The sequence below is a fragment of the Pseudomonas sp. SG-MS2 genome (assembly GCF_009933855.1).
GTDB classification, from domain to species: Bacteria; Pseudomonadota; Gammaproteobacteria; order Pseudomonadales; family Pseudomonadaceae; genus Aquipseudomonas; species Aquipseudomonas putida_E.
Genome location: NZ_MOMO01000092.1, coordinates 1 through 13,884 on the forward strand (window position 1 = coordinate 1; position 13,884 = coordinate 13,884).

7 protein-coding genes are annotated in these 13,884 nt (G+C 63.1%); 5 read left to right on the plus strand and 2 right to left on the minus strand.

Annotated features, from left to right (window positions below; translation table 11 throughout):
• The first annotated feature begins 145 nt into the window (after positions 1-145).
• The 3 genes from recC to recD are packed head-to-tail and all read left to right on the plus strand — an operon-like array spanning position 146 to position 9,362.
• Positions 146-3,622: an exodeoxyribonuclease V subunit gamma gene (gene recC, locus BLX42_RS07565; protein WP_161871482.1), complete on the plus strand. Its 3,477-nt coding sequence runs from the start codon at positions 146-148 to the stop codon at positions 3,620-3,622.
• Entirely contained in the window at positions 3,619-7,290 is a 3,672-nt protein-coding gene (gene recB, locus BLX42_RS07570; protein WP_161871483.1) for an exodeoxyribonuclease V subunit beta, read from the plus strand. The genes recC and recB overlap by 4 nt, the downstream gene beginning before the upstream one ends.
• Positions 7,287-9,362 carry an exodeoxyribonuclease V subunit alpha gene (recD, locus tag BLX42_RS07575; protein WP_161871484.1) on the plus strand — a complete coding sequence of 692 codons (2,076 nt, stop codon included), beginning with the start codon at positions 7,287-7,289 and terminating at the stop codon, positions 9,360-9,362. The genes recB and recD overlap by 4 nt, the downstream gene beginning before the upstream one ends.
• Positions 9,363-9,583: 221 nt before the next feature.
• Here the strand turns inward: recD and BLX42_RS07580 are convergent, their stop codons facing one another.
• Entirely contained in the window at positions 9,584-10,534 is a 951-nt protein-coding gene (locus tag BLX42_RS07580; RefSeq protein ID WP_161871485.1) for a LysR family transcriptional regulator, read from the minus strand.
• 132 nt (positions 10,535-10,666) lie between these two features.
• On the opposite strand from BLX42_RS07580, the gene BLX42_RS07585 reads away from it, so the two are divergent.
• A complete protein-coding gene (locus BLX42_RS07585) occupies positions 10,667-12,193 on the plus strand; it encodes a CoA-acylating methylmalonate-semialdehyde dehydrogenase (protein ID WP_161871486.1) in 1,527 nt (508 codons plus the stop codon).
• A gap of 10 nt (positions 12,194-12,203) precedes the next feature.
• Positions 12,204-13,091, plus strand: a complete 888-nt coding sequence (gene mmsB / locus BLX42_RS07590; protein WP_046784696.1) for a 3-hydroxyisobutyrate dehydrogenase — start codon at positions 12,204-12,206, stop codon at positions 13,089-13,091.
• Between the two features lie 150 nt (positions 13,092-13,241).
• Here the strand turns inward: mmsB and BLX42_RS07595 are convergent, their stop codons facing one another.
• A complete protein-coding gene (locus BLX42_RS07595; protein WP_046784697.1) occupies positions 13,242-13,601 on the minus strand; it encodes a hypothetical protein in 360 nt (119 codons plus the stop codon).
• Positions 13,602-13,884 lie beyond the last annotated feature (283 nt).

Genomic DNA, 13,884 nt, shown 5'->3' on the forward strand with positions numbered 1-13,884 from the left:
TCATCGTCAAGATTCATTTCGCAAAACCCCTATCTGCGCAAGCAGGTAGGGGTTTTGTCTTTTCTGGCTGTTACAGATCCCGGACTCGGCGGCTAGCCGTGATATCGTTCCCCATCAGCCCGAACTGCCTTCCAGAGAACCATCAATGGCCAACCCGACTTCACTCCATCCCGGCTTCATGATCGTGCACGGCAATCGCCTGGACGACTTGCGCAGCCTGGTGGTGAGCTGGATGCGGCGCTATCCGCTGGCCCCCCTGGAAAACGAAATCGCCCTGGTACAAAGCAATGGCATCGCCCAGTGGCTCAAGCTGGCCTTGGCCGAGGACCCGCTCGAAGATGACCAGGGTGGTTGTGGGATCGCTGCTGCCATCGAAGTGCAGTTGCCGGGCAGCTTCATGTGGCAGCTGTACAGAAAAGTCCTCGGGCGTGACGAGATTCCAGAGGTTTCCTTGCTCGACAAGGCCCCGCTGACCTGGCGACTCATGCGTTTGCTGCCAGCGCTGATCGAGCGCACGCATTTCGAACCGTTGCGACGCTTCCTCACCGACGACGGTGATCTACGCAAACGCTATCAGCTGGCAGAGCGCCTGGCTGACCTGTTCGACCAGTATCAGGTCTATCGTGCCGACTGGCTCAAGGACTGGGCTGCCGGCCAGCACGTCCTCAATACGGCCCGTGGCGAACGCAAACCCCTGGCACCTGGCAACCGCTGGCAGGCCGAGCTGTGGCGGGCCTTGCTCGAGGATGTAGGTGAACAAGGCATGGCCCAGAGCCGTGCAGGGGTGCACCAGCGATTCATCGAGCGGATCAACAGCCTTGAGCAACCCCCTGCGGGTCTGCCTTCACGGGTAATCGTATTCGGTATCTCATCGCTGCCTGCCCAAGCGTTGGAGGCACTGGCAGGTCTTGCGCGGTTCAGCCAGGTATTACTGTGTGTGCACAACCCTTGTCGCCATCACTGGGCGGACATCGTCGCCGACAAGGACCTGCTGCGCCACCAGTACAAGCGCCAGCAGCGCAAGCAGGGCATGCCCGTGCAGTTGGATGACGAGTCCTTGCACCAGCACGCCCACCCCTTGCTGGCCGCCTGGGGCAAACAGGGCCGCGACTACATCAACCTGCTCGACAGTTATGATGACCCAGGCAGCTACCAGGGCGCATTCAGCGATGGACGCATCGACCTGTTCAGCGAAAGCGAGCCGGCAACACTGCTCAAGCAGCTGCAGGACGATATCCTCGAACTGCGCCCGCTTGCCGAAACCCGTGAGCTGTGGCCTGAGGTCGATCTGGCGCAAGACCGCTCCGTGCGCTTCCACATCGCCCACAGCCCACAACGCGAAGTAGAGATCCTGCACGACCAATTGTTGGCCCGCTTCAGTGCCGACCCCACCCTGCGCCCGCGTGACATCATTGTCATGCTCCCGGCAATCGACAACTATGCACCGCATATCCGTGCCGTTTTCGGCCAGCTACAGCGCAACGACCCGCGTTACATACCCTTCACCCTGACCGATCAGGGCCAGCGCGGGCGTGATCCATTGTTGATTGCCCTGGAGCATCTGCTCAAGCTGCCAGACAGCCGTTTCGCCGTCAGCGAAGTGCTCGATCTGCTGGACGTACCGGCTGTACGAGCGCGTTTCGGGATCCGCGAAAGCGACCTGCCCACGCTGCACCGCTGGATCGAGGGCGCCGGTATCCGTTGGGGGCTCAATGCCGAGCAGCGAGCGTCCCTGGGCCTGCCCGAAGGGCTGGAGCAGAACAGCTGGCGGTTCGGCCTGCGGCGTATGCTGTTGGGTTATGCCGTCGGTATGGGGGAGGGCTGTGACGGTATCGAACCTTACGACGAAATCGGCGGCTTGGATGCTGCGCTGATCGGCCCGTTGGTGGCCTTGCTCGACGCCCTCGATGTGGCCAACCATGCCCTCTCTCAGCCAGCCACTGCGGCCCAGTGGGGCGAGCGACTGAACGCACTGTTGCAAGTGTTCTTCCTGGCAGAAGGCGAGCACGACGAATTCCTGCTCATGCAACTGCAGGAGCTGCGCGATAGCTGGCTACAGGTGTGCGAGACCGTAGGCTTGCAGGACTTGTTGCCCCTCACGGTCATACGCGAGGCGTGGTTGTCGGGCCTGGATCAGGGCAAGCTGTCCCAGCGTTTTCTTGCAGGTTCGGTAAACTTCTGCACCCTCATGCCGATGCGTGCCATCCCGTTTAGAGTGGTCTGCCTGCTTGGCATGAACGATGGCGATTACCCGCGCGCCCAGCAGCCGCTGGACTTCGACCTGATGGCCAGTGACTACCGCCCCGGCGACCGCTCGCGCCGGGAGGATGACCGTTACCTGCTGCTCGAAGCGTTGTTGTCCGCGCGCGATCAGCTGTACATCAGCTGGGTCGGCCGGAGCATCCGCGATAATAGCGAGCGCCCGGCATCCGTGCTCATAGGCCAACTGCGCGATCACCTGGCGGCAGGTTGGCGGCTGGCCGGTGGCAGCGACAGCCAGCAAGCGGGCGAGCAGTTGTTGCATGCGTTGACTCAAGAGCACCCGCTGCAGCCCTTCAGCCCGCGTTATTTCCAGAAAGGCAGCGCGTTGTTCAGTTATGCCCATGAATGGCAGCTGCTGCACCAAGTCTGCGATGAGGCTAAACAGGCGGATGTTGGCCTGCCGGCTTACAGCAGCGATGAAGCCCTGACCCTTACGCAACTGCAGGACTTTCTGCGTCATCCGGTGCGTCACTTCTTCAGCCAGCGCCTGAAAGTGTTCTTCGAGGCGCTGGAGGCGCCGACGCCGGATGAGGAGCCGTTTGTCCTCGATGCCTTGCAGCGCTATAGCGCCAGTGAAAGCCTGCTCGGCGCGGCGCTGGCCGAGCCGGAAAACGCCGAGCAGGCGCTGCAAGCCCAGGCGCGCCGGCTGCAGGCGTGCGGCATGCTGCCGTTGGCCGGGTTCGGCGAGCTTCTGCAGGCAGAGCTGATCCAGCCGCTGCCCGATCTGCTGCAACGCCATCGCCAATTGTTGCAGCGCTGGCCCAACGTGGTCGAGGGCGCACTGCCGATCCATTTCGAGCATGGCAGCCATCGCCTGGAGGGTTGGCTTGGCCGGGTGTATCAGGCCGATGACCAAAGCCTGTTGAGCATCACCACGGTGCCCAACACCATCAGCGCCGGGCGTAACAGCCTCAAGTGGCACCGGCTGATCGCCAGTTGGGTCATGCACCTGGCGGCGTGCGCCGAAGGCTATCCGCTGCATAGCGCCCTGTTGGCCAGCGACATCACCCTGCTGCTCGCGCCACTGCCACAACACGAAGCTGCCGAGCAGCTCGGCCATCTGCTGGTGTCACGCCAGGCCGCAATGAATGCGCCGCTGCCGGTCGCCGCCAAGACAGCGTTCGCCTGGCTGGCCCAGGACGATCCTGACAAAGCCCTCGCCGCAGCTGCCCGTGCTTACGAAGGTGATGGCCGCACCAGTTTCGGTGAGCGCAGCGAAAGCCTGGCCCTGGCCCGACAGTTCCGTGACTTCGCCGCACTCAGTGCCGACGAAACTTTCGAAGGCTGGTGCGAAACCCTGTACCGCCCGTTATTCAGCGCAGCCTGGCAGACGCTGGGCAACCCGGAGAGTGGCGCATGACCCAGGTCCGTCCCCTGGCACTGAGTTTCCCCCTGCATGGCAGCCAACTGATCGAAGCCAGTGCCGGTACCGGCAAGACGTTCACGATTTCGGCGCTTTATCTGCGGCTGATCCTCGGCCATGGCGGCGAGTGCGCTTTTGGCCGCGAGTTGTTGCCACCGCAGATCCTCGTGGTGACCTTCACCGATGCGGCCACCAAGGAACTGCGCGAGCGTATTCGCGCGCGCCTGGCCGAAGCTGCACGCTTCTTTCGCGGCGAGTTACAGGAAGCCGACCCGCTGCTGCACCAGCTACGTGACGATTACCCACCCGAGCACTGGCCGCGCTGCGCCAACCGCCTGGAGATCGCCGTACAGTGGATGGACGAAGCGGCAGTCTCGACCATTCATGGCTGGTGCCAGCGCATGCTTCGCGAGCATGCCTTCGACAGCGGCAGCCTGTTCACCCAGAGCCTGGAAACCGACCACAGCGACCTGCTTGGCCAGGTCATGCGCGACTACTGGCGGCGGTTCTGCTACGGCATGCACGGCGAGGCCCTGGGCTGGGTGCGTAGCCATTGGGGCAGCCCCGATGCACTGTTGCCCAGGATCCGCCCCCTGTTTGGTCGCGTGCGTGCGCAGCTGGATGAGCAGGAACCGCAAGCGCTGATTGATGCAGCGCTGCTGCAGCGCGCCGATCAGTTGCACCAGCTTAAAGCCCCATGGGCGCAATGGGTCGAGCAGTTGCAACAGATCTGCCGGGACGCCGTCGCCGCCAAGCAGGCCGATGGCCGCAAGCTGCAGGCGCGCTTCTTCGAACCCTGGTTCGACAAGTTACGCGCCTGGGCTGCTGATGAGCAGATAGTGGAACTTGACCTTGGGACTGGCTTTACGCGCCTGACTCCAGCAGGCATGGCCGAAGCCTGGAAGGTCGGTGAGCCTCCAGATCACCCAGCGCTGCACGCCATGCAAGACCTGCCACAACAGCTGCAGGCTCTGGCAAGCCCCGATGCACGCCTGCTCGAACACGCCGCTGTCTGGGTTTCGGCGCGCTTCGAGGTGGAAAAGCGCCGCCGCGCCGAAATGGGCTTCGATGACATGCTGCTGCGCCTGCAACATGCGTTGGCCAGTGAAGCCGGCGAGAGATTGGCAGGCCTGATTCGCGAACAGTTCCCGGTAGCCCTGATCGACGAATTCCAGGATACCGACCCGGTTCAATACGGCATCTTCGAGCGCATCTACCGCATCAGCGAAAATCGTGAGGAAACCGGCCTGTTCATGATCGGCGACCCCAAGCAGGCCATCTATGCCTTCCGGGGCGCCGACATTTACACCTACCTGTCCGCGCGGCGCGCCACCGCCGGCCGGCTGCACAGCCTGGACACCAACTACCGCTCCAGCGAGGCCATGGTGGCCGCTGTCAACCGGGTGTTTCTGCAGGCTGAAGCCCGTGAGCAAGGGCGGGGCGCCTTCCTGTTCCGCGAAGACGATGACAACCCGTTGCCGTTCATCGAGGTGCGCGCCAAGGGGCGCAGCGAACGCCTGCTGATCGACGGCCAAGCCATCGCGGCCCTGCAGTGCTGGCAACTGGAAAGCGACGACCCCGTCTCCAGCACACTGTACCGGCAGCAACTGGCGGCCAGTTGCGCCAGCCACATCGTCGCCCTGCTCAACGGTGCCCAGCGCGGCCAGAGCGGTTTCAGCAAGGCTGACGGTGAGCTGCGCCCGTGCCTGCCCTCTGACATCGCCATCCTTGTACGCGACGGCCATGAAGCGCAGCTGGTGCGAGCCGAGCTTGCCGCCCGTGACGTTCGCAGCGTGTACCTGTCCGACAAGGACTCGGTCTTCGCCGCCCAGGAGGCGCATGACTTGCTGGCCTGGCTCAAGGCCTGCGCCGAGCCGGACTCCGAGCGCCTGCTCAAGGCCGCCTTGGCCAGCCTGACCCTGGACCTGTCGCTGGCCGAACTGGACCAGCTGAACCAGGACGAGCGGGTCTGGGAAGACTGGGTAATGCGTTTTCGCCGCTACCGCGACACTTGGCAGCGCCAGGGCGTACTGCCGATGTTGCGGCACCTGCTGCACGACTTCCAGTTGCCGCGTACGCTCATTGCCCGCAGCGATGGCGAGCGGGTGTTGACCAACCTGCTGCACCTGGCCGAGCTGCTGCAGCAAGCGGCGGGCGAACTGGACGGCGAACAAGCGCTGATCCGCCATCTGGCCGAGCACCTGGCCAATGCCGGGCAGGCCGGTGAGGACCAGATCCTTCGCCTGGAGAGTGATGAACAACTGGTCAAGGTCGTGACCATCCACAAGTCCAAGGGCCTGGAATACCCCTTGGTCTACCTGCCGTTCATCTGCACCAGCAAACCGGTCGACGGTAGCCGCCTGCCGCTGGCCTGGCACGACAGCCAGGGCAATGCGCAGATGACCCTGACCCCCGACCCGGCACAGATTGCCCTGGCCGATGATGAACGCCTCGCTGAAGACCTGCGCCTGCTCTACGTGGCCCTCACACGTGCCCAGCACGCATGCTGGCTGGGCGTCGCCGACCTCAAGCGCGGTAACCAGAAAAGCTCGCAGCTGCACCGTTCCGCGCTCGGCTATCTGCTTGGCGGCGGAGTGCCACTGCAGGGCTCGGAACAACTGGCGGGCTGGCTGCAGAGCTTGCAGGCAGGCTGCCCGCACATTGCCTGCCCCGGCCTGCCGGAGGCAGACGAAGAGCGCTACCGCACACCCCATGCCGAACGCGAGCTGCTGCCTGCACGCAAGCCTCGTCGCGCAGCGGCGGAGCATTGGTGGATCGCGTCGTACAGCGCCTTGCGGGTGGGTGAACAGACACTGGGGGGCGACAGTTCCCAGGCCCAGCAGTTGCTCGACGATGAGGGGATCGATGTTCAACTGCCCCGAGAGGTGCCCGCCGACAGCGGCGACATTCACCGCTTCCCGCGCGGGCCGAACCCCGGCACCTTCCTCCATGGTTTGCTTGAGTGGGCCGGGCGCGAAGGCTTCGCCGAGGTCGCTGCCAACCCCAAACTGATCGAGCGCACCGTCGGCCAGCGCTGCAACCGGCGCGACTGGACCGGCTGGATCCCGACGCTCAGCCAATGGTTGCAGCAACTGCTGAACGAGCCACTGCCGGCCCGTGACATGAGCCTGACGTTGGCGCAGTTGCAGCACTATCAGATAGAAATGGAATTCTGGTTCGCCAGTCATCAGGTCGATGCAGAGCAACTGGACCGGTTGGTCGCCCGCCACACCCATCCAGGCGCAGCGCGCCCCGCTGCTCAGCCGACACTGCTCAACGGCATGTTCAAAGGCTTTATCGACCTGGCGTTCGAGCTCGATGGCCGCTACTACGTGGCCGATTACAAGTCCAACTGGCTTGGCCCGGATATCCAGGCCTATGACACGCTGGCCATGGAAAAGGCGATCCTGGAGCATCGCTACGACTTGCAATACGTGCTTTATCTGCTGGCCCTGCATCGCCAGCTGCGTGCACGGCTGCCCGATTACGATTACGACCGGCATGTGGGCGGTGCGCTGTTCATCTTCTTGCGCGGGGCCAGCAGCAGCGGCCACGGCGTGTACTTCGTCAAGCCGCCACGTGAGTTGATCGAGGCGCTCGATGCGCTGTTCCGTGGCGTTCACGCGCCTCAACAACAGGACCTGTTCGCCGGAGCTGCGCCATGAGCCGCACCCTTGATGACCTCTTGCCTACCCCATTGAACGCAGAGCACCTGCTGACGCTGGCGCCACAACGTAACAGCGCAGACCTGCTGCAACTGCTCGACCGCTGGGTTGAGCGCGGCTGGTTGCGGGCTTTGGACCGGGCATTCGTGTCCTTCCTGGAAGAGCGCGCACCCGGCAGCGATCCGCTGTTGCTGCTGGCCGCTGCGTTGGCCAGCCATCAACTGGGCCACGGGCATGTCTGCCTGGACCTGCAGCAAACCCTTGCCGAGCCGGATTTCGCCCTGTCGCTGCCGCCGGAGGGCGATGCTTTGGCAGGCCCGCTGCTGCTACCGTCGCAATTGCTCGCCAACCTCGACCTGCACACCTGGCGCCAGCGCATTGCCGCCAGCCCCCTGGTTGCAACTGGCAATACCCCTGGTCATAACGCCCGGCCATTGGTGATCAGCGGCGAGCGCCTCTACCTGCGCCGCTACTGGAGTTATGAGCGGCAGATAGACGAAACCCTGCGCCAGCGCCTGAGCCAGGACGAGGCCACGCCCGCCGACCTGCCTGCACGCCTGGCGCAGTTGTTCGACGAAGGCGCTCTGGCAGGCCAGGTCGATTGGCAGAAACTGGCCTGTGCCCTGGCCACCCGCGCCGGCTTCAGCATCATCACCGGGGGGCCGGGCACCGGCAAGACCACCACGGTAGTGCGCCTGCTGGCCTTGCTGCAGGCACCTGCGGTCGAGCAGGGCAGGCCTCTGCGCATTCGCCTCGCAGCGCCCACCGGCAAGGCTGCAGCACGCCTGACCGAATCCATTGGTCAACAGGTCGAGCGCTTGCAGGTGAGTGCCGATGTCCGCGGGCAGATTCCTACCGATGTCAGCACCGTGCACCGGCTGCTCGGCAGCCGTCCGGGGTCGCGGCACTTCCGCCACCATGCAGGCAACCCGCTGCCGCTGGATGTGCTGGTGGTGGATGAAGCGTCGATGATCGACCTCGAAATGATGGCCAACCTGCTCAATGCCCTGCCCCCCAAAGCCCGGTTGATCCTGTTGGGGGACAAGGACCAGCTGGCCTCGGTCGAGGCGGGCGCGGTGCTCGGCGACCTGTGCCGGGATGCCGAAGAGGGCTGCTACTCACCCGCTACCCAGGCATGGCTGGAGCAGATTGGCGGTCAGTCGCTGGCCGACAGTGGCCTGAAGGCCGGCGACGCGCAACGCAACCCATTGGCCCAGCAGGTGGTGATGCTGCGTTTTTCCCGCCGCTTTGGCGAAGGCAGCGGCATCGGCCAGCTGGCGCGCCTGGTCAACCGCCAGCAAGCCCAGGCGGCCCGCGACCTGTTGACCATGCCCCCGGCCGATGTATTCGGCCTGGCCCTGCGCGGCGAGCACGACCGCGCCTTTGATCGGCTGATACTGGACGGTCTGAACCGCAGCGCTGAGGGGCCACAAGGCTATCGTAGCTATCTGCGTACCATTGGCCGCTATCGCCCAGTGCCTGGCAGTGCTTTCGACGACCCGCACTGGGAGCAGTGGGCTGGCAAGGTGCTGCGCAGCTTTGAGGACTTCCAGTTGTTGTGCGCGGTGCGCAAGGGCGCCTGGGGGGTTGAAGGCCTTAACGAGCGGGTGGCGCGGGTGCTGCACAGCGCCGGGCTGATCGATAGCCAGCAGCCTTGGTACGAAGGGCGCCCGGTACTGGTGACGCGCAACGACTACGGCCTGGGCCTGATGAACGGTGACATCGGCATCGCCCTGCGCTTGCCGGACGAGCAGGGCGAGCCTTTGCTGCGCGTGGCCTTCCCACGCAACGACGGCAGTGGCGGGGTGCGTTTCGTGCTGCCCAGCCGGCTCAACGAGGTGGAAACGGTGTTCGCCATGACCGTTCACAAGTCCCAGGGCTCTGAGTTCAGCCACACCGCGCTGGTACTGCCCGATGCGCTCAACCCCGTGCTGACCAAGGAGCTGGTATACACCGGTATAACCCGGGCCAAGCATTGCTTCAGCCTGGTCGAGCCACGCCAGGGCATCTTCGAAGAAGCGGTGGCACGCAAGGTACGGCGTATCTCCGGGCTGATGCTCGAACAGGTGTGATGCACTGCTGTAGGAACTGCCGTGTGCCGCGAAAGGGCGCTCTCACCGCGATGATGGCGTTGCGCTATCGTTGAGCCGCGGCCAACGAGGCCTTTGAGCTGACTGCCAGAACCTCAGAGCAGCGGGCGCAAAGTGTGGCCAAGGTGTGCTTCCACAACTACATCGAAGGCAGTGGAAAGCGTGGGGCCGGCTTGCCGGCGATGGGCTGCACAGCAGCCCCATCACTCCTGAGCGAAACGCATCTCACGCGTTTGCCCCATCAACAACGGCGCATTCGCCTCCGTCACCCCACGAATGTAATCCCACAGCAAGGTAATGCGCTTCAACTTGCGCAGATCCTCCCGGCAATACATCCAGAATTGCCGCGTCACCTCGATCTGCTCAGGCAGCACCGTGACCAATCGCGCATCCTGCGCCGCCAGGAAACACGGCAAGATCGCCAACCCTCGCCCCTGCAACGCCGCCGTGTACTGTGCAATCACGCTGGTACTGCGAAGGTGCGCGCTGGCGTTGGGAATCAGGTTGGCCAGGTACAGCAGCTCTGAGCTGAACGCCAGGTCATCCACATAGCTGATGAACGGATGGCCAACCAGGTCGCTGACCTGGTTGATCGGCGCATGGTTGTCCAGGTAATCCTGGGTCGCATACAGCCGCAGGCGATAGTCGCACAGCTTGCAGCACACATACGGCCCATGCTCGGGCCGCTCCAGGGCGATGACGATGTCCGCCTCGCGTTTGGAGAGGCTTATGAAGTGCGGCAGCGGCAGGATATCCACCGATATCGCCGGGTAGGCATCGACGAAATGGCTCAGCTGCGGGGTAACGAAAAAGCTGCCGAAGCCTTCGGTACAGCCCATGCGCACATGGCCCGACAACGCCACACCTGAACCGGACACCTGTTCGCAGGCCATGTGCAGTGTGCTTTCGATCGACTCCGCGTAGCCCAGCAAGCGCTGCCCCTCGGCGGTCAGGACAAAGCCGTTGGTCCGCGATTTTTCGAACAGCAGCGTGCCCAGCGCGCCTTCCAGTGAAGTGATGCGCCGCGACACCGTGGTGTAGTCCACGCTCAGGCGTTTGGCGGCGCTGCTGGCCTTGCGGGTGCGGGCCACTTCGAGGAAAAACTTCAGGTCGTCCCAGTTGAGCGCGCTCAGGGAGGTGAGATCTTTTTGCATGTTGATCCGGTTTTTTTGTGCGTTCTTGTTGGATGTTTGCACATCTATACTCGAAAAAAGCCCCATGACGCCACCTCGCGTTTGCACGGCGCTGGCGATCTCGTCCTGACAATAATTCCAAGGAGAACGCAGATGAACGCACCCCAATCCCCCGACCAGACCAAGGTCGAGCAGGTCAAGCTGCTGATCCACGGCCAGTGGGTCGAGTCGAAAACCACCGAATGGCGCGACATCGTCAACCCGGCCACCCAGCAGGTGCTGGCGCGAGTGCCGTTCGCCACCGTCGAAGAAGTGGATGCCGCCGTGGCTGCTGCCGAGCGCGCCTTCAAGACCTGGCGCGACACCCCGATCGGCGCACGCATGCGCATCATGCTCAAGCTGCAGGCGTTGATCCGCGAACACAGCAAGCGCATCGCCCAGACCCTGAGCGCCGAGCAGGGCAAGACCATTGCCGATGCCGAAGGTGATATTTTCCGCGGCCTGGAAGTGGTCGAGCACGCCGCGTCCATCGGCACCTTGCAGATGGGCGAGTTCGCCGAAAACGTCGCCGGCGGTGTCGACACCTACACACTGCGCCAACCCATCGGTGTGTGCGCCGGCATCACCCCGTTCAACTTCCCGGCGATGATCCCTCTGTGGATGTTCCCGATGGCCATCGTCTGCGGTAACACCTTCGTGCTCAAGCCGTCCGAGCAGGACCCGCTGTCGACCATGATGCTGGTGGAGCTGGCGCTGGAAGCCGGCGTGCCGGCCGGCGTGCTGAACGTGGTGCACGGCGGCAAGCAGGTAGTGGATGCGATCTGCACCCACAAGGACATCAAGGCGATTTCCTTCGTCGGTTCCACCGAAGTCGGCACCCATGTGTATAACCTGGGCAGCCAGCACGGCAAGCGCGTGCAGTCGATGATGGGTGCGAAGAACCACGCCGTGGTCCTGCCCGATGCCAACCGCACCCAAACCATCAACGCCCTGGTCGGTGCCGCCTTCGGCGCCGCGGGTCAGCGCTGCATGGCCACCTCGGTGGCGGTGCTGGTGGGCAAGGCGCGTGAATGGCTGCCGGACATCAAGGACGCGGCCAGCAAGCTCAAAGTCAACGCCGGTAGTGAGCCGGGCACCGATGTCGGCCCGGTGGTCTCCAAGCGCGCCAAGGAGCGCGTGCTGGGCCTGATCGAAAGCGGTATCAAGGAGGGCGCCAAGCTCGAACTCGACGGCCGCGACGTGAAAGTGCCGGGCTACGAGCAAGGCAACTTTGTCGGCCCGACGCTGTTCTCCGGGGTGAAGACCGACATGCAGGTTTACACCCAGGAAATTTTCGGCCCGGTACTGGTGACCCTGGAAGTCGACACCCTCGACGAGGCCATCGCCCTGGTCAATGCCAACCCGTTCGGCAACGGCACCGGCCTGTTCACCCAGAGCGGCGCGGCGGCGCGCAAGTTCCAGAGCGAAATCGACATCGGTCAGGTCGGCATCAATATCCCGATCCCGGTACCGGTGCCGTTCTTCAGCTTCACCGGTTCGCGTGGCTCCAAGCTCGGTGACCTTGGCCCGTACGGCAAGCAGGTGGTGCAGTTCTACACTCAGACCAAGACCGTTACCGCCCGCTGGTTCGATGACGACAGCGTCAATGACGGTGTGAACACCACCATCAGCCTGCGCTAAGGAGATCGCCATGCGTATCGCATTCATCGGCCTGGGCAACATGGGCGCCCCCATGGCCCGCAACCTGATCAAGGCCGGGCACCAGCTGAACCTGTTCGACCTGAACAAGACCGTACTGGCCGAGCTCGCCGAACTGGGCGGGCAGGTCAGCGCCTCGCCCAAGGAAGCGGCAGCCAACAGCGAACTGGTGATCACCATGCTGCCGGCCGCAGCCCATGTGCGCAGTGTCTACCTGAACGACGACGGCGTGCTGGCGGGCGTGCGCCCGGGCACACCGACCGTGGACTGCAGCACCATCGATCCGCAGACTGCGCGCGAGGTGTCCAAGGCCGCTGCGGCCAAAGGCGTGGACATGGGCGATGCGCCGGTTTCTGGCGGCACCGGCGGCGCGGCGGCCGGCACACTGACCTTCATGGTCGGCGCCAGCACTGAACTGTTCGCCACGCTCAAGCCGGTGCTGGAGCAGATGGGCCGCAACATCGTGCACTGTGGTGAGGTCGGCACCGGGCAGATCGCCAAGATCTGCAACAACCTGCTGCTGGGCATCTCGATGATCGGCGTGTCCGAGGCCATGGCGCTAGGCAATGCGCTGGGCATCGATACCAAGGTGCTGGCGGGCATCATCAACAGCTCGACAGGGCGTTGCTGGAGTTCCGACACCTACAACCCGTGGCCGGGCATCATCGAAACCGCCCCGGCATCACGCGGCTATACCGGCGGGTTTGGCGCCGAGTTGATGCTCAAGGACCTGGGGCTGGCTACCGAGGCTGCGCGCCAGGCGCATCAGCCAGTGATTCTCGGTGCTGTGGCCCAGCAGCTCTATCAGGCAATGAGCCTGCGGGGTGAGGGTGGCAAAGATTTCTCGGCGATTGTCGAGGGGTACCGCAAGAAGAATTGACGAGCGAGGTGGACTTCATCGCGGGCCGGGCGGCCTTCCCTTTGTAACTGCGCACCAGAGGGAAGGGCGCCTGCTCCGCGATTTTTTTAAGCTGCTGCGATATTTGAATTTTACACATGCTGCAATGAACTGGTGGGGCGTGAGGTCAAGTTATAAATAGTGAGATGTTGCAAGGGCGGTAAAGAGAGTTATGTGTAATGTCCAAAGAGTTACGAGTAATATTTTGGTTCGCTTTGGGAATTTTTCGATTTCCTTTTGTTCAACTAGATTTCTCTTTGTAAATATTGACGGAAGCGCAAGTACTGTTGAGATGGCGCCGGTGCGCATGAGTTTTCCTATTAATCCGGCGCGCTTGTAAGTTTCTTTGTTTTGTTTGATGTAATGGCTATTGGGGAACAAAGACTCAAAGTGCTCAGTGCGTCGTGAGGCAATGAAGCACTGGACTGTCAGTGTGATGATGATCAGGTTGATAATGATGGCGGCGATAATGCCATGGTCGAAATTTTTCACTTTGAAAACTTCCGATATAGGAGTTCGCCGTAGAGTTCACCCCTCTCCTCTCCAATCTCACCTCCAATCTTAGCCCCAGCGCCCCCGATCACTACAGCACATAGCAGTCCTCCTGTGCCCGCTGTTGAAAACCCGATCGCGGCGCATAAAGCAGGCGCTAAAATTGTTCCAGCCACATAGCCCCCGGCGGCGCCTCCTGCGAGCCCCCCGATTAGTGAACCGGCGGCCTCAGGTTCCAAGTGCAACAGTCAGTTGATAATGTTGAGCCGATTGGTTGCCAGCA

Bases quoted from the DNA above. Each gene is read 5' to 3' on its own strand.
- recC (WP_161871482.1), top strand. From the start codon at position 146: ATGGCCAACCCGACTTCACTCCATCCCGGCTTCATGATCGTGCACGGC.
- recB (WP_161871483.1), top strand. From the start codon at position 3,619: ATGACCCAGGTCCGTCCCCTGGCACTGAGTTTCCCCCTGCATGGCAGC.
- recD (WP_161871484.1), top strand. From the start codon at position 7,287: ATGAGCCGCACCCTTGATGACCTCTTGCCTACCCCATTGAACGCAGAG.
- BLX42_RS07580 (WP_161871485.1), bottom strand. From the start codon at position 10,534: ATGCAAAAAGATCTCACCTCCCTGAGCGCGCTCAACTGGGACGACCTG.
- BLX42_RS07585 (WP_161871486.1), top strand. From the start codon at position 10,667: ATGAACGCACCCCAATCCCCCGACCAGACCAAGGTCGAGCAGGTCAAG.
- mmsB (WP_046784696.1), top strand. From the start codon at position 12,204: ATGCGTATCGCATTCATCGGCCTGGGCAACATGGGCGCCCCCATGGCC.